The sequence below is a fragment of the Actinopolymorpha pittospori genome (assembly GCF_014873875.1).
Taxonomy (GTDB): Bacteria; Actinomycetota; Actinomycetes; order Propionibacteriales; family Actinopolymorphaceae; genus Actinopolymorpha; species Actinopolymorpha pittospori.
Genome location: NZ_JADBEM010000001.1, coordinates 6,067,333 through 6,084,413 on the forward strand (window position 1 = coordinate 6,067,333; position 17,081 = coordinate 6,084,413).

The 17,081-nt window shown below is 68.2% G+C and carries 12 protein-coding genes; 7 read left to right on the forward strand and 5 right to left on the reverse strand.

From position 1 onward, the window contains the following. Positions 1–105: 105 nt before the first annotated feature. Both HEB94_RS28345 and HEB94_RS28350 read left to right on the forward strand, forming a co-directional pair. Positions 106–1,719 (forward strand): alkaline phosphatase D family protein, encoded by a 1,614-nt coding sequence (locus HEB94_RS28345; RefSeq protein WP_192752715.1) that lies wholly within the window; start codon positions 106–108, stop codon positions 1,717–1,719. A gap of 81 nt (positions 1,720–1,800) precedes the next feature. Further along, on the forward strand, positions 1,801–3,291 hold the full coding sequence (locus HEB94_RS28350) for an ArnT family glycosyltransferase (RefSeq protein ID WP_192752716.1): 1,491 nt from the start codon (positions 1,801–1,803) through the stop codon (positions 3,289–3,291). Between the two features lie 70 nt (positions 3,292–3,361). On the opposite strand, the gene HEB94_RS28355 is transcribed toward HEB94_RS28350, so the two are convergent. Beyond that, entirely contained in the window at positions 3,362–4,285 is a 924-nt protein-coding gene (locus HEB94_RS28355) for an aminoglycoside phosphotransferase family protein (protein WP_192752717.1), read from the reverse strand. Between the two features lie 46 nt (positions 4,286–4,331). Next, entirely contained in the window at positions 4,332–5,195 is an 864-nt protein-coding gene (locus HEB94_RS28360; RefSeq protein ID WP_202896593.1) for a phosphotransferase family protein, read from the reverse strand. 170 nt (positions 5,196–5,365) lie between these two features. Here HEB94_RS28360 and HEB94_RS28365 point away from each other — a divergent pair, with 170 nt between their 5' ends. The 3 genes from HEB94_RS28365 (at position 5,366) to HEB94_RS28375 (ending at position 7,717) form a co-directional block, all read left to right on the forward strand. After that, a complete protein-coding gene (locus HEB94_RS28365) occupies positions 5,366–5,812 on the forward strand; it encodes a VOC family protein (RefSeq protein ID WP_192752718.1) in 447 nt (148 codons plus the stop codon). Between the two features lie 80 nt (positions 5,813–5,892). Then, positions 5,893–6,693 (forward strand): phytanoyl-CoA dioxygenase family protein, encoded by an 801-nt coding sequence (locus HEB94_RS28370; RefSeq protein WP_192752719.1) that lies wholly within the window; start codon positions 5,893–5,895, stop codon positions 6,691–6,693. Between the two features lie 10 nt (positions 6,694–6,703). Further along, a complete protein-coding gene (locus tag HEB94_RS28375; RefSeq protein ID WP_192752720.1) occupies positions 6,704–7,717 on the forward strand; it encodes a phosphotransferase enzyme family protein in 1,014 nt (337 codons plus the stop codon). A 115-nt stretch (positions 7,718–7,832) separates the two neighbouring features. On the opposite strand, the gene HEB94_RS28380 is transcribed toward HEB94_RS28375, so the two are convergent. Together HEB94_RS28380 and HEB94_RS28385 are read right to left on the reverse strand one after the other, a co-directional pair. Beyond that, entirely contained in the window at positions 7,833–10,619 is a 2,787-nt protein-coding gene (locus HEB94_RS28380) for an outer membrane protein assembly factor BamB family protein (RefSeq protein ID WP_192752721.1), read from the reverse strand. A 188-nt stretch (positions 10,620–10,807) separates the two neighbouring features. Next, complete coding sequence (locus HEB94_RS28385) at positions 10,808–12,271, reverse strand: glycosyltransferase family 2 protein (protein WP_337918033.1); 1,464 nt, start codon at positions 12,269–12,271, stop codon at positions 10,808–10,810. A 493-nt stretch (positions 12,272–12,764) separates the two neighbouring features. Here HEB94_RS28385 and HEB94_RS28390 point away from each other — a divergent pair, with 493 nt between their 5' ends. After that, a complete protein-coding gene (locus HEB94_RS28390) occupies positions 12,765–14,123 on the forward strand; it encodes a glycosyl hydrolase (RefSeq protein WP_192752723.1) in 1,359 nt (452 codons plus the stop codon). 17 nt (positions 14,124–14,140) lie between these two features. On the opposite strand, the gene HEB94_RS28395 is transcribed toward HEB94_RS28390, so the two are convergent. After that, positions 14,141–16,207, reverse strand: a complete 2,067-nt coding sequence (locus HEB94_RS28395) for a hypothetical protein (RefSeq protein ID WP_192752724.1) — start codon at positions 16,205–16,207, stop codon at positions 14,141–14,143. A gap of 254 nt (positions 16,208–16,461) precedes the next feature. On the opposite strand from HEB94_RS28395, the gene HEB94_RS28400 reads away from it, so the two are divergent. Then, on the forward strand, positions 16,462–16,980 hold the full coding sequence (locus HEB94_RS28400; protein ID WP_192752725.1) for a GNAT family N-acetyltransferase: 519 nt from the start codon (positions 16,462–16,464) through the stop codon (positions 16,978–16,980). Positions 16,981–17,081: the final 101 nt, after the last annotated feature.

Below are 17,081 nucleotides of genomic sequence, written 5' to 3' on the forward strand. Positions count from 1 at the left end.
TGCGCTCGTCCAGCGTTCGCCGGTGGTTCACCGCGTCATGGCGAGCTACTCGATCGACGCTCGTACTCTTCGCCAGGCATCACCGAACCAGCGAGGAGTTCACGCGTGCACAGCCCTTCGAACGACGCCACCGCCACCACGCTCGGCCGCCGGGGCCTGCTCGGCCTGGGGGCGGGTGTGCTGGGCGCACTGAGTCTCGGCGACCGGGCGCTCGCCGGGCCGGCAGCGAGCGCGAGGCCGTCCGGCTACCCGTTCACACTCGGCGTCGCGTCGGGCGAACCGCGGCCGGACAGTGTCGTCATCTGGACCCGGCTGGCCAGCGAGCCACTGGCGGACGACGGATTCGGCGGGATGCCGGCACGCGACTTCGCGTCGAAGTGGCAGGTGGCCGAGGACGAGCGCTTCAGCGTCGTGGTCCGTGCCGGCGCCGCGCGCACCGGCCCTGAGGTGGGCCACTCCGTGCATGTGGAGGTCGACGGGCTGCGGCCCAACCGCGAGTACTGGTATCGCTTCCGGCTGGGGACCGAACTCAGCCCGGTGGGCCGCACCCGCACCGCACCCGATCCGGCCCAGTCGATCGCGTCGATGTCGTTCGCGTTCGCCAGCTGCCAGTCGTTCGGTCAGGGCTGGTTCACGCCCTACGAGCACATGGTGCAAGACGATCCCGACGTCGTGCTCTTCCTGGGCGACTACATCTACTGCCAGCCCGCCGGCCCGGTCGCGTATCCCGGCAGCCCGGTCGCCAGCCGCATCCTCGCCCCGCCGCGGCGGTGCGAGACGCTCGGCGATTTCCGCGCACGCTATGCCACCTACAAGACCGACCCGCACCTGCAGGAGGCACACCGCCTGCTCCCGTGGTCAGTGACCATCGACGACAACGAGATCGAGAACGACCTGTGGAACGACCCTGACCCGGCCGCTGTCGAACGCCGACGTGCCGGGTATCAGGCGTACTGGGAGAACATGCCACTGTCGCCCGCCCAGCGGCCCGTGGGAGCCACCATGCCGGGGAGCTTCCGGCGCCTGAGGTACGGCACGCTGGCGACGTTCCACATGATCGACTCCCGCCAGTTCCGCACGCAGCCGCCCACGGCGGTCTGCGCACCGGAGGAGCGGCCCGACGGCTACTGCCCCGACGTGCTGAACCCCGCGAGTTCCATCCTCGGCGACGAGCAGGAGGCGTGGCTGCTGGACGGGCTCAGTTCCAGCGGTACCACCTGGAACGTGCTCGGCAACCAAATCGCGTTCACCCAGCGCGACGCCGACGGCCGCCTGCTGCCACCAGAGGAACGCGACCTTGGCGGCGGCTGGGACCGTTACGTCGCGGACCGGCAGACGATCCTCGATCACCTGGTCGCCGACGACATCCGCAACCTCGTCATCGTCACCGGCGACTCACACCGCAACTGGGTGCTCGACACGCCCCGCGACTACCGCACCTGGGACGCCACGGTGCCTCCGGTGTGCACCGAGTTCATGGTCACGTCGATCACCTCCGGTGGCGAACGCAATCCCGACCCTCGCTACGCGCCCCAGAAGTCCACCCCCCACCTGCTCTACCGCGACCAGTCCCACGGATACGGCCTGACCCGGCTCACCCCAGCCGAGATGCGGACGGACTATCGGGCGGTGTCCACCATCTGGGCGCCGACGTCGACCGTGGACACGATCAGCTCCTGGGTGGTCCACCCCGACCGCCCTGGCGCCAGCAGGGCCTGATCCGGCTGCGAGTCGCACGAGCGGCACTCCGCCGTGCGGTTAGGTGACCTGCCTTCAGGACCGTGCCACACTGCGAGGACTATGTCGGACACCACCCAGCGAGCCTGGTGGGTTGCCGTCCCTCGACCGGTGCTTCTGGTGGCTGGTCTGATGGTTGCCCTGCTGCTTGCCCTCTCGGGCGCCTACGGCTTCCATGGCGACGAGATGTACTACGTCATGGCGGGTCTGCATCCCGCCTTCGGCTACGTCGACCAGCCGCCACTCACCCCGCTCCTGTCCGCCGCCTCGGTGGGTGTGCTGGGCGTCTCTCCGACCGCGATCCGCGTGCTGCCGGCCCTGGAGATGGGGCTCGTCGTCGTCCTCGTCGGGCTCATCGCGCGGGACTTCGGCGGATCCCGAAGGGCGCAGCTGCTCGCGGCTGTCACGGCTGCCGTCTCCGGGTATCTCGGTGCGGGTCACCTCGACACCACCACCGAGTTCGACCTGTTCGCCTGGGCGCTCATCCTGTGGCTGGTCGTACGGCTCCTCGCCGGCGCCGACCCACGGCTGTGGCTGGCGGTTGGCGTGACCGCTGGGATCGGGCTCGAGAACAAGGACACGCTGTTGTTCCTGGGCGCTGGGCTGGCCATGGGTCTTGTCCTTGCTCGCCGCTGGGACGTCGTCCGCTCGGGGTGGGCCTGGGCGGCGATCGGGATCGCGCTGCTGCTCTGGGCGCCGAACCTCGTCTGGCAGGCGGCCAACGGCTGGCCGCAGCTCACCATGGCGTCGCGTATCGCTGGGTACGCCACGGACAACCGCGCCCAGATGCTCCCGCTGCTCTGGCTCTTCGCCGGGCCGGTCCTGTTCCCGGTGGCCGTCGCCGGCATCGCCTGGATCCTCCGGGCGAGGAACGCGGCGCCGTGGCGGGCGGTCGGTCTCGCGGGCCCGGCCGCGTTCGGCCTCGTCGTCGTGACCGGAGGCAAGCCCTACTACGCGATCGGCAGCGTGGCTGTGTTCATGGCCGCCGGTTCGATCGTCGTGGACCGCTGGCTCGCGCGTGGACACGCCGTACTCAAGGGGGTTGGCTTCACCGTCGCGGTGGTGGTCTCGGGGGCGCTTGTCGCGTTCCTGACCCTGCCGGTCCTGCCCGTCACCACCTTTGCCGCCAGCTCGCTGCCGGCCACGGTCCCCGACGCCGCGAACGAGGTCGGTTGGCCGGCGTTGGTCGCCACGGTGGAAGGTGTGGTGGCCGCGTTGCCCGCGGACGAGCGCGATCGAGCGGTGATCCTGACCAACGACTACAGCGAGGCAAGCCCGCTCATCCTGCTCGGATCAGGACTGCCACCTGTCTACTCCGGCCACAACGCGTACTGGGCGTGGGGCCCGCCACCAGCCGACCGTACGGTCGTGGTCCACGTGGGCGACTGGCGTCCGACCGACTGGAGCCGCTTCTTCGTCGGCTGCCACGACGCGGCCCGGATCGACAACGGGCTGGGCATTCCGAACGGGGAGCAGGGCAAGACCGTCTCGGTCTGTACCGGCCTGCGGGCGTCGTGGCGGACCATGTGGCCCGCGCTCCGGACCATCAGCTAGGAGACAGTGGCCTGCCCGGCGCGGCGAGTGGTCGGGATCCGGTGACGACCGAGAGAAGGACCCCGAGTGCTCAGTCGGCCAGTGTGGTGGCCATCCAGTCATGGACGCCGCCCACGTCCCTGGGGCCTTCGGTTGGCCCCATACGGAGGCTGGACTGGACGGCTCTGGCCTGCGTCCAGCGGAGCGCCCTCGCGACGTCGATCTCAGCGGCGTCGGCGAAGATGTCGATCCGCCTGCGTAGGGCTTGCTCGGGGTCGGACAGGTCTCGCAGCTCGGTCCACCGGTCGCGTAGGTGGGTGAGGCACTCGAACGCGATGTCGCCGACGTAGCCGAGGGGGTCGATGGCGAGCCAGTCCTCGCGCGTTCCCCGGAGAACGTTGGACTGGTTGAGGTCGCCGTGTTGGACGGTGTCGGGTTGGCCCGGACCGAGTTCCGCACAGGTCGCGATGGCGGCATCGACAACCCGCGCGGGAAGGGGATGACCCGCCGCGGCCGACATGGCAGGCAGCTCGATCGCCCACTGCTCGAACACCGGCTCCATCCGAGGCAACTCGGGCGGTGCCGGGACAGCGAGTCGTCGGGCCAGGCGGCCGATGATCGTCATTGCTTCGTCCGCGTCGGGAACAGTGGTCAGCGACTCCGGGCGGAGTTGTTCGAGGAGCATCGCGGCGTTCTCCTCGTCGCGCTCCCACAACAGCACGGCTCCCCGCCCGGCCCAGGTGGCGAGCGTGGTCGCCTCGAACTGCGGAACGTCGTACGGCGGCGAGATCTTCACCATGGCACCACTACCGTCCAGCCGACGTACGGGCACCACGACTCCTGCCCACCCGGACATGGTGGGCCCGGCGATCTCACACGACCAGCGCTCCAGCAGCCCCGTGACGATTTCGGGCAGCCTGTTCAACCACTCACGAGCCCGCTCGCCCTGGCTCTCCAGGAGTGCATCGCGAAACAACGCCGGGACAGCCAGAGCATGAGGGTCCGCTTGACTCATGGCAGCCGATTCGACCAGCACCGCGTTCGTTCGTCCACCAGTTTCCTCAACCGAGCTGTGACAGGGCCGCGCGCAGGAACGCGTCACGACGGGCGGTCGGCGTTCCGTCTCCGTCTCCGTCCAGTTCGGTGGGGGTGTTGAGTGCGGCGACGGCGTCCCAGTAGGCGACGTCACGCGCCCTCGTACCGGTCGCGCGTTCCCAGCCGTGGAGCACGTGGTCGGGCGCTTGCGGGCCGAACGTGATCGCGACCTGCTTGCGAAGCTCGCACAGGTCGACTCCCGGAGCACCGACGCCGGCCGTCTTCCAGTCGATGAGCGCCGCGATGTCGTTGCCGGCCCAGAGGAGGTTGCCGGGCCAGACGTCGCCGTGGAGGTAGACGGGTTCGCCGGACGGCAGACCGTACGCCGTGATCAGGTCGTCGGCCTCGCTCAGTAGTGGTGTCGTCGGCATCCGGCTGGCGCGGCGGTCGGCGGCGAAGTCGTCCACGGCGATCGGTCGCGGCCGGAACGGTAGGTCTTCACGCGGCGCCATCGCGACGGCGTGGACGCGTGCCAGGGCAGCGCCGGCGGCGCGCAGCCGTTTTGCCGACGGAGGCGGTGGCCAGGCGGTGGTGCCGGGGACAACGGTCTCGAGCGTCACGGGAACTCCGGCCAGTACGCCCTGGAGGTCGGCGTCCATCAGTCGCGGAGCCGGCAGCAAGCACCGTTCGGCCACCTCGAGAGCGGCCGCTCCGGTGGCGACCATCGCGGCGTCGATCCGCGGAGTCGGCGCCCGCAGCACGGCGTCGGTCAGACGACCGCGGTGGTGGAGAGTGAGCCGCCACGGGCCTTGGTCGTCGTGGAGGGCTTGTACGTGGGCGATCCTCGCGCCGGCGCCGATGGCGGCGGCAGCCCAGTCCAGCATGCGCATCGTCGGCATGCCACCGCTTGCGCGTTCGGTTTCCCGCATGCGCGAGCCTAGCGGCCAGGCCGCGGCGGACATCCATCGCGTCAAGCGTGGGCGGGCGCCAGGGGGATCCGTACGGTTCACTATGGGCGGGGACATTCGGGCGTCACGCACCGCAAGGAAGGCTGCTCGCCATGGCGTACGACATTCACATCGTCTTCGACTGCAAGGACGTGGACAAGGTGTCGCGGTTCTGGCTGACCGCGCTGGAGGGGTACAACTACCCGGGCAGCCCGCCGGACCAGCCGCCTGGCAGTCCGCCAGCCGGGTACGACAGCTGGGAGGCCATGGCCGACGCCATGGGCATACCCGCGGATCAGCGCTACACGACACGTACGATCATCGACACCCAGGGCAGCCGGCCCGACATCTTCTTCCTCGCCGTGCCCGAAGGCAAGGTTGTCAAGAACCGCGTGCATCTGGACATCAAGGCCTCCAACGGGTTGCCTCCCGACCAGGTACGCGCGCGGCAGGACGCCGAGGCGGAGCGACTGGTCGCGGCGGGCGCGAACATCCTCGCGCGGGTCGAGGGGATCCTCGTCATGCAGGACGTCGAAGGAAACGAGTTCTGCATCACGTAGCGGCTGTCGCCGGGTCGGAGACGGCCTGTGTCTCCTGGCTCCGGGTGCGTCTTGTTTCCCCGGTCGGAAGGAGTGAGGAGTTGTTGTCTGCGAGTCAGTACGACGAGTTCGAACGCACCGGCCTGCTGCGTCTGCCGGGTGCGATCCCTGACGTCGCCGCGATGTGCGACCGGATCTGGGACCACCTGCTCGAAGAGCGCGGGATCTCCCGGGCCGATCCCGCGACGTGGCCGGCCGACGGCCGAATGTCCGGCCTCCGAGGTGTCGGTCGGCACGGTGAACTCGACCGGATCGGCAGTTCGATCCTCCGCGCCGCACTCGACGGCCTTCTCGGGAAGGGGCGGTGGCTCGAGCCGCGGACGTGGGCTCGGCTCCTGCTCACGTTCCCGAATCGCGAGTCGGTCGAATGGGACGTGCCGCTGGGCGCGTGGCACAACGACTTCATACCGTTCCAGGCCGAGGCTGGGCTCCGGGCAGTGCAGCTGTTCGCGTTGCTGAACGAGGTACGACCACAAGGTGGCGGCACTCTCGGGCTCCGCGGATCACATCGACTCGTGGCGAAGTACGCCGACCCGGCCGGAGACGGCCCGCACCCGCGTGAGCTGAGGCGCGACATGGGATCGGCTCATCCGTGGCTTCGCGAGCTGTGGCGTGGTGGGTCCGACTCGGTATGCGACCGCACGCAGCGGTTCATGGTCGAGGGCGCGGTGCTGGACGGCATACCCGTACGGGTTGTCGAACTCAGCGGCTCGCCGGGTGACGTGTTCCTGATGCACTGCGACACCTTCCATGTGGCCGCGCCGAACTGCCTTGACCAACCGCGGATCATGGCCACCAACGTGATTAGCCGAGAACGTGCACGGAATCCAGGGCCGATCTAGTGTGCGGAGGATGCTCGCGCCTCCCGAAGATCTCTCGACACATCAGGTTTCCTGCTACCTCGGAGAGCACTGGGGTCTGCTCCGCGCCGAGGTGACCTATGTGCCCCTTGGGCACGGCAGCCACAACTGGGCCGTTGTCGCGGCGGATGGCACCAAGTGGTTCGTCAAGGCCAGCCGATCCGGCCCGGACTCGGATTTCTCCCGGGCGACCTACCAAACGGCGGCGCTCCTGCGCGAAGCTGGGCTGGATTTCGTGCTCGGCCCGGTACGCGACCGGTCCGGTGAGGTGCGACGGCAGGTCTCGTCGAACTGGGAGCTCGCCGTCTTTCCCTTCATCGAGGGACGGAATCCCGACTTCCGTTCCGGTGAGCGGGTGCGGGTCGCGGAGATTCTCGGCAGGTTGCATGCGTTCAGCCCGGTCCCGGACATTGCGGTGCGTTGGGAGCCTGGCTGGTTCCAGCCCGAGTTGAAGCAGGTTCTCGCCGATGAGCTCGATCGGGCATGGACCGAGGGCCCTTACGGAGAACGAGCCCGTGCGCTGTTCGTCAGTTCGCGTTCCGGGATCGAACGGTTGCTTGACCTGTCCGACCGGCTGGTCGCCCAACTCGCCGACTCCGACGAGCCCCCGGTGATCACTCATGGCGAGCCCCATGGCGGCAACACCATGGTCGACTCTTCGGGGAGGACGCACCTGATCGACTGCGACGCGTTGATGGTCGCGCCGCGGGAGCGAGATCTTCGGGTGCTGCTCTACGCCGGCCACCGACGACCCCGCGATCTCGACAACAGCGAGGTTCTCGCCGCCTACCAACGCAGCGCCGGCCCGATCGAGCCGAGGCCGTTCGTGCTCGAGTTGTTCCGGGCCGAGTGGCACCTGATCGAGCTGTCCAGATACGCCCGGCTGTTCTCCGGTCCGCACGGCCGGACAGCCGATGTCGAGGTGCGGTGGAACGCACTCGAGGGATACGTCCCCGTCAGCCAGAACTGGCCGGATCTGCTGTCCGCCCAGATCCAGGAGCGCTGAACTCGGGTTCCTCTCGGCGAGCCGGGCGATGACGAGAGGTGCTTCCGCACCGTCGGGGGACCTCCCGATGGGAGGTCCCCCCTGACGTGATGGAGCCAGCGTGGGCCTGACGTGATCAGGACGTGCCCTCGCTGGTGAACGCGTACACGTTGCCGTCCCACGCACCTGTGATCACCGTGTTGCCGGAGACCGCGGGCGCGCTGGCGACCCAACTGGACGACACGGCGAACTGCCACACGACCTCGCCGGTCTTGGTGTCCAGTCCGTACAGCTTCCCGCCGTTGGTGCCGACGTAGAGGGTCTCGCCGGAGACTGCCGGGGACGAGAGGACCGCGGCGCCGAGGTCGCGGCGCCACTTCTCCGCGCCGGTCGCCAGGTCGAGCGCGACGACGAAACCGCTCGGCAAGCCGGCATAGGCGACCCGACCCGCGACCGCCGGAGCGGTGCCGTGCAGGTTGGCCTCGACCAACACCTTCTGCGGGCCGACGAACCGCCAGATCTCGTTGGGAGTGGTGTCCGACGTGGTGTCGAACGCGAGGATCGCGTTCGGCCCCTGCGAGAGCTTGTCGACGTAGTTCACCAGCAGAATCCCGTCGGAGTACACGACCGGGCCCTGGCCGGCCAGGACGGCCTCGCCGGTCGTGGCGGGGCTTCCGGTCCACACCTGCTTGCCGGTGGCCAGGTCCAGGGCACGTGGTGTCAGGGAGATGAAGGTCGTACCCGGATTGAAGTACACCCGCCCGTCGCCGATGGCGGCCGGCTTGTTGCTGGTGCCGACCGAGACGAAGGTCGCCGTGTAGCTCCAGAGTTCCTTGCCGGTGGCGAGGTCACGCGCCTGGACCAGCGGGGTTCCGCCCGTGATCTCGTGCAGGTTGACGACGACACCATCGGACACCGTGGGGGAGCTGTAGACCTTCGGGTACAGCAGTGGCTTGCCCTCGTCGAGGCGATGTTCCCAGACAACCTCGCCGGTGGCGGCGTCCAGTGCCTGGATGGTGCCGTTGACGGAGGTGGTGACGACGTGTCCGTCGACGACGGCCGGGCTCGCTTCCACGAGACTGTCGGAGGGCACGCGCCACCGCTGTTCCCCGGTGGCGATGTCGAGTGCTACCAGCCCGCACGCCCTGACGTCGTTCTCGTCGCGGATGCCGACATACACGGTGTCGCCGGCGATGGCGGGCGAGGCGTTGAGGATCGTTCCCTCGCTTCGATAGCTCCACGCCAACCGAAGCGGCGGTGCGACGGTGTCGGGCGTGCGTCCGCCACGGGCCGGACCGCCGTGGAACATCGACCACGCCGTCCCGGCCGCGGGGGAGGGGAGCTCGTCGCTGGCGACGACCTCGAACGTCCCGGACGAACTCTTGCGACGACCGACGCTGTCGCGTACGTCCACCTGCCACTCGTGCTCGCCCTGCCCGAGCGCGGAGGTGTCCAGGTCCGTCGACCACGTCCAGTCTCCGGTCGGGTCCATCGACGTCCAGGGTCCGGAGTCGACGCGGTAGCGAGCCGACGTGATCTGACTCGTCGTGTTGTACGTGCTCACCTGCGCCGTCGTCGTCCCTTCGGGGACCCGAGCTCCCGCGGCCGGGTGCACGAGGGTCAGTGCGAACGAAACTCCGTAGACCCGGAACGGCGCCTTGATCTCCTCGCCCTCCCGAACCGCCATCAGCCGGAAGCCGAGCGGGGTGTTGTCGAGGGAGTAGTAGGAGGAGTTGGTGTTCACCTGCACGGTGCCCTGGCGGGTGGTGTGGTCGACACGGTTGACGTGGGCGTGCCCCGAGATCATGAGCTGCACGTTGTACGGCGCGAGCACATCGAGGAACGCCTGCGCGATCGAGTGCTCCAGGTCGGTGTAGTAGCGCGAGAGCCACCAGTCGGCCTCCGCGAAGGGAGCGTGGAACATCAACACGATCTCGCGGCCCAGACCCGCGATCGCGAGGTCGGCACGCAGCCACTTCAACTGGTCGGGCTGACCGATCCCGATCATGTTGTCGAGGACGACGAAGTGCTGGTTCCCGTACTCGAAGGAGTACCACTCCGGTCCCATGTTCGTGCGGTAGAGGTCGACTGCCGCGTCGTAGTTCGGGTCCTTGGCAATGCCGAGGCCTGCCAGCGGATAGTCGTGGTTGCCCAGCGCGGGCCACACGGGCAGGATCGAGTCCCTCGTACCGGTGCGGAAGGCCTGGAACTCCTCCGGCACGCCCAGATTCGTGACGTCACCCGCCACGGTGAGGAAGCGAGGTATCTCGGCCTGGCGCGGCGTCTGCCGGGTTCCGGAGACGATCTCGTTGAACTGGCCGATCTGACCACGCCAGCGGTTGACGGGATCGGGGTCGAACGGAAACCCGCCGGACAGGTGAAGGTGCGGATCGGACGCCGCGAGGAACTGGTAGTCGTTGCCCGCGAGGACGTCATGCTGCAAACCGAAGTCGACGTTCGCCTCGCTATCAGGCTGCAACGCGACCTTGCGGTAGAAGGACGGGATCATGTCCGCGTCCGGGGCCGCTGTCCATCCGGACGGGACGGTCACGAACACGATTCCGGTCGTACGCCGGGACGGGTTGACAGCCAGCTCGTACCTGCCCCCGGCGTCGGTGACCGCGATCGACTCGCCGTCGGAGACGGCGACCCCGGGTATCCCCTTGGAACGCGCCGGGGTGATCCCCTTCAGCTCCCGGAAGACCTTCCCGCGAACGATCGCGAGTCCGGCTGCCTTCGCGGACTTCGATGACCCGGGCGCGCTCGGACTGGCTGCCACCGGGCCGGCGAAGGTCCCAAGCGCCGCGGCTGAGACCCCGAAGATGCCGGCGGCACGGAGGAAGTTACGCCGATTCAGCTCCGCCCTCCTCAACGCCTCATCTGGGACGTCCGGGTCCTCATAGCGCGCGCGAGGACGGCTCATCGTCTTTCTCCTTACTGGGTGCATGCCGCGAACTGACACAGGGCAGCATGCGGCCCGACTGCGATCACACGGGGATCGTCAGTCTTCAGGAGGCCAATGACACCGGCGTGGCCGCCGCGTGACCCGAAACTGACGTGCGGGGGGCCAGCATCGCCGACGTTGCCGGTCCCGCAATGTTGTGTGAACAGTCAGGAGGGCTTCGCGATGACCTTGAACTTGTTCTCCACGCGTCGGGCGAACTTCCAGAACCCCCACATCCCGGGGATGCCCTCCATGACTCCGAAGAACGGGATCAGCAGGATCACGGCCAATGCCTCCCACCACCTGCGCCTGCCGCCACCCGATACGACGGCGTTGATCCGCAGGCCCTCCCAGTACATCCAGATCGTGTAGGCCATGTTCAACGCCCAGAACGGGATGATGAAGAGCGTCGCCGGAGATGTGTTGGAACCAGCGACAAGAAAGCTGACGAGCAGAACTACTCCGACGTTCTGGATCGGCCCGAGAGTCCAGGCCATCACCGAGTATCCGAGGAGCAGCCTGTTTCGCAGTTGTAGCGACCGGTTGAACACCAGGCCCGCCAGGCCCCAGGACCAGCGCTCGCGCTGCCGGAAGAAGTCACGGAGGCTGGAGGGCGACGCACCGTAGCAGCGTCCGCCGAACCAGGCGCTCCGGCCCTTGTAGCGGGAACAGAAGATCAGTGCGAACTGCGCGTCCTCGACAAGGCTCCCTGGGCCGAAGTCCCAGCCTATGGTCGCCTCGACCGAGGCCCGGACCAGCAGTAGTTCACCGTGCACGCCGGCGCGCGGCGTGCCACTGCCGGTCCAGGCCGAGAAGCGCCCTACGTCCTCGGCGGGCCGGATCGAGTCGGCAAGCCAGATGAACCTGTTCACCGCGTACTCGCGCGGGTAGGTCAGGATGCCCTGAGCCAGGTGCTTCGCGTCGGGGCCGGCCTGAGACTGCTCCTCGACGAACCGGGCCACCGCCAGCGCGGTGTCGGGACCCACACCGGTGTCGTCGTCCATGTGCAGCACCCACACGTCGTCGTTGGCCTCGTTCTCACGGATCCGTAGCTCATGCGAGTAGTGGGCGGCACGCGCCTTGAACCTGGTGCCGTTGGGGGTGTGATACTGCTTCGGCACGGTGACAAGGCGTATCAGGTCGCTCCTGGCGGCCAACTTGGCGATCCGGCCTGCCGCCTCGCAGCCCTCGTCGACGACGATGTCGATCCTGAGCCGGGGAAAGCACCTGGAGAGATAGGCGATGTAGGACAGGACCGAACGCTCGAGCGCAGGGTAGATGTCGTGCCGGCCGATGGTAGGAACAACGACGATCAGTGAGTCCTGGCTTCTCGTCAGCCCGTGGCCAGACCAACGAGCCTCTGACTCGCGCAGTGCCTTGCGAGTCCGTCGTACGCCGTAGATACCACTGAGCGTGTTGAAGATCTGCCACGACCATACGATTGTCAGCGGCCAGGCCAGAGCACCGGCTTCTGGGCCGGCGAACCACGCGTCACTCGCCAGAATGACGAGATAGGAGAGAACCAGCGGCCAGTAGGCCGGCTTCCAGCGGGCGAGCCTGCGGTGCAGTTCTCCCGCCTTCTGCGGGCCGAACAGGGTCCGTGCGACCCTGACCTGCCCCGTGCTCAACACAGTCCGGCGCGCAACCCAGGCTTCCCCGTCCGGCGGTAGAGCTCTCGGTCCCTCCACTTCCCCTTCTCCCCCCTGGCAGGTTCACGATCGCCCGGCCATGTATCACCAGCCGTTGGGCAGGGTGCGCCAACCAGGGGTAGGGCCGCAGAGCACTTCACCCGCTCGGACCACGTCGAAGGGTCCGTCTACTCAAGGCTCGCAACGCCGCTCCGAACTGGGAAAACTCTCCTATCGCCGCAAGTGTCAACGGACAATTGACGTTCCCCCACGAGAGGCCGGCAGTTGTCCCCGATGGCGGCCACCGTGTTGTTCCCGACGGCGGCCAGATCGCTTCCCGCCGCGGGTGAGGTGTCAGGTCAGCCCAAGGACGTTCACCCCCGATCTCGCATATGTCCCGCATTCGGCTATTTGGCTTCGGCAACCAGGCCGCCGCTTTACCGCGCGCCTGTGGGACAGCTAGCATCCCCCGTCGGCCGCATGAGCGAGGAGTGGGATGAGCACGCGAATACGGACGTTTCTGGCGCTGGCCGTCACGGCGACGATGCTCGGAGGTATCGCCGTGGTGACGACCGTCACCCACGTGGCAACGGTCTGCGACCGGTTCGGATCCGCCCACCGGGGCAACAACCTTGGCATGGACAACCGGTGGAATCCGGCCACGACCGCCCAGCAGTGCGTCGACGACGTCACCAGCAACGGCTTGAGGATCAGCGTACCGCCCAACACTGCTGCGACCAACGGTCCGAACGCCTCCTCGATCGCCGACCTCAGCTGCCAGGCCGCCGCCTGCGGCGACGGCTCCACTCGCAGCGAGGTCGGCAGCAACAGTGCTGTCCCCGGCCGTCCGTCAACGCCGGCTGGACAGGTGAGCAAGGCCGACGTGCTCTCCTGGATGTCGGGGCTTCCGCACCGTCGCGAGAGCAGGGTCGTCTCCGGTTTCTTCGGCGGATACAGCGGCAGCACGTTCAACCTGGAGCAGACCAACCAGCTCAAGAGCCAGAGCGGGCAGTATCCCGGCATGCTGGCCTGCGACTACGGCAACTGGGTCACCAGCGCCAACACGCAGGTCGACACCTCGTGCAACAACACGCTGAAGAGCTGGTGGCGTAAGGGCGGCCTGGTCAGCGTCGGCATTCACATGCCGAGCCCGACCGGCGCCGGCTTCAGCACGAAGCTGGACAACTTCGCTGACCTCACCGACAGCAGCACGGATGTCGGCCGCGCCTGGCAGGACACGCTCAAGCGGATCGGTGACGGCCTGAGCGATCTCAAGAAGTCCGGCGTGGTGGTCATGTGGCGGCCGTTCCACGAGATGAACGGTGACTGGTTCTGGTGGGGCGACCAGGACCCGGCCACGTTCAAGCGCGTGTGGAACTACACCTACAACTACCTCGTCAACACCCGCGGACTCGACAACCTGATCTGGGTGTACGCGCCGGACTGCAGCAGCGGCAGCAACATCACCGACTACTACCCGGGTGGCGCGAAGGTCGACGTGGCCGGACTCGACTGCTACACCGACAACCCTGCCGGTGGCGACGGCAAGATCGTCAAGAATCTCGACGCGCAGTACAAGCAGATGCTCCGCCTGGGCAAGCCGTTCGCCTTCTCCGAGGCGGGTCCCCGCGACCAGGTGGGCGGGTCGTTCGACTGGGCGAAGTGGATCGACGCGATCCAACGGCGGTACCCCAGGACGACGTACTTCCTGGCCTGGAACGACAAGTGGGGCCCGCCGCAGAATCGGAACTCGAGGGCTCTGATGAACCACCCGTGGGTTCTCAACCGAGACGGGATCGACCTCAGGGGTGGCGGCGCTCCTCCGGCGCCGCCACCGAGCAAGAACCCTGCCTGACCTGACCCGGCGCTGGGTCAACCGTGGTGGGCAACCGACCCTGAGCCGGGTCGCCCGGGCTCGTAGCGCAACAGGCGCGGGCCGTCACTGAACCACAGGTTGCCGACCCCGTCCTGGTCGAGCCGCTGGGTCCCGCGGGCGCGGACGACCCACACCTTGAACGACCGCGGGTCGACCCGTAGGAGTTGACCGCCGCTCGACAGGTAGACGTACCCGTCAGGGTTGACGTGGATCTCGTCCTGCCAACCGGAGGAGCCGCCCGGTAGGTCCTTCCGCCGCACGACGGCCCGTCGGAGCGGGTCGAAGACGAAGAGCGTCCCCCCGGCGAGGCCCCACAGACGCCCGTCCGGTCCTTCGGTGAGCGCGTCGACGGACGCGACGTCCCTGACCGGGGCGTACTGTCCGGTCTTCTCGCCGGTCGCCAGGTCGACGGCGAAGAGCCGCGCCTCGGTGGCTCGTGGCGTGGTTCCGCCCCCACCGGCGATGGACGAGCCGCCCCAGAGCGTGTCGCCGAGAACGGCGAGGGACACCACGGCCTGGTCCGGCACGATGTCGCGGCGGACGGTGTGGGTGCCGGTGGCGAGGTCGTACGCGGTGAGGGCGCCGCCCCACTGCCCGTAGTCCGGCGTACTGCCCACGTAGATCGTGTCCGGTGTCCCGAGGATCGCCACCGGGCGGTTCTGTCCGTGCTCGTTCTGCAGCCGGAACAGCTCCCGGGGATTGGTTCCGAGCGCGTACGGCTGGCTCGGGTCGTAGGCGAGCAGCCCGGCGTAGGGGTAGACGCCGGCGTAGAGCAGGCCGTCGTGCCAGGCGAAGCCGTCCGACTGGCCGAGCCGCCCCAACGTGGTGACGGTTTCGGTGTCGGGGTCGAACGTGGTGAGGTTCCCGTTGATGTAGAGGTTGGTGTAGATCGTGCCGTCGGGTCCGGCCGTGAGGTTGTTGAGGCCGATGGCCTGGGGCGGGAACGGCAAGGTGAAGCTCTCGTGGGTACCGGCGTCCGGGTCGTACCACATCGCCTGGCCGGCGTAGTTGCCGATCGCGGCGTACAACACGCCGTCGACGAAGCCCCAGCCGACACCCGCGCCGGTGGCGATCGGCTGCCCGCTGGCACCGAGCACCGGCGCCGGGGTGTCGGTGGTGAGGTCGTAACGCCACAGTTGGCCGGAGGAGGTGAAGTAGACCGACTCGCCGTCGGGAGCGAGTGGCGCCGTACCCCGCGAGCTCATCGTGAAGCCGTCGGCGATGACCTCTCCCGTGTCGGGGTCGAGGACGAACGCCGTGCCGTTCTGGCTGAGCTTGACGAACAGCCGACCCTCGATGAGGTTGATGTCGTACGGGTAGCTCGAGGCGCCCTGGAACTCCGCGGGGAGGATGTCGCGCTTCTCTCCGGTGCTGAGGTCCACCCGGATCAGGTGGCCGGCCGACCCGATCGCCACCCAGAGGATCTCGCGCTCGGGGTCGATCGCGGTGTCGATGGCGTAGAACTGCCCCTCGTACATCGGACCGAAGTCGCGCACACCCTCGGCCGGGGAGTAGGAGAACGCGTGAGCGTCCGGGTAGGTGCCGCCGTAGACCCGGCCGTCGGTTCCGGGGCGGAGGCCGTAGACGTAGGTCTGCCCCGCGATCGGCGGCCCGAGGTCGACCACCTCGTCGGCGACCGGGTCGTACTGGTAGAGCCGGCCCTCGTCGTAGGTTCCCGCGTAGACGAGTCCGTCGCTGGCCTGGGTGATGCCCCATCCACCCGAGGATCCGGGGAGCGGGATCGTTCGGCGAAGCTCCCGGGTGATCGGGTCGATCACCGACACGACGCCCGGCGTCCCCATCTGAATGCCGTAGACCACCGGCTGCCCGTCGCCGTCGGTGCCGAAGTGGCCCTCGAACACCGTCAGCGCCGTGCTCAGCACCCCGAAGTCGGTGATGGTGCCGGGCGGCGTCGGCCCGGCGGCGTGGGCGGAGGGACTGGTGGCGGTCATGACGCCGCCCAGGCCGAGGATGCCGGCACCTGCCACGCTTGCGCCGCGAAGGAAGTCCCGCCTCGTCGCTGTCGTCTCGCCTCGGAAACCCGCTGACCTGACGTCGTGCACGCTCTGCCCCTCTCGGCGCCCACGAGGCGGGCGCGGTCCGCAGCGCATCGGGTCTGACCTCGGCCACAGTATTGATCACGACGAATTGCGGTCAAGACCTAAAGTATGGCCTTATCCGGCGGCGGTTTCGGTCGCGTGATGACCGGCGTCCGCGTCGACCCGGCCCAAATTCGTTTCCAGCCTCACAGGTCGCGGGTCCACGATGTCCGTGCACCGTCGGATGAGGACACGTCGAACATCGAGGAGTGAAGGTCATGGGGACGACCCATACAGGCGTGGTGGAGCTGCACCTGACGGTCCGGGACATGGAGGAGACCGACCTGCCGGACCTCGCCTGCTTCTACTCCGAGCTCAACCTGAAGCAGATGACCGACGAACTCCAGCGGGGACCCCGGGACGTCGTCGACCACCTGGTCGTGTGCGTGCCCTCGGGAATGCCGGTCGCCAAGGGCGCGGTCAACTACGAGGAGAAGCCCGAGGCCGGGGTGATCTGGACCCTCTCCGTCCGTGCCGAACTGCGCTCCCTCGGGATCGGGACGGTCCTGATCTGTGCGTCCGAGGAGCGGATCCGGGCACGCGGCCTGCCCCGCGCCGAGATCGGGGTGGAGGAGAACAACCCGCGGGCACGCGCGCTGTACGAGCGGCTGGGCTACGTGGCCTACGGCAGCGAGCCCGCCTCCTGGGACTACCAGGCAGACGACGGCACGATCCGGCTGTACGAGACGACGTGCACGCTGCTGCGCAAGGACCTTCGCCCTGACCACGTCGACTGACCCGGTGGAAGACCGCTCCGCTCATCGTTCGTCCGCGACCTGAATGATCGTCTTGCCGGGCGTGCGGCGGTCGCGGGCGAACGCGGAGGCCGTTTCGGAAA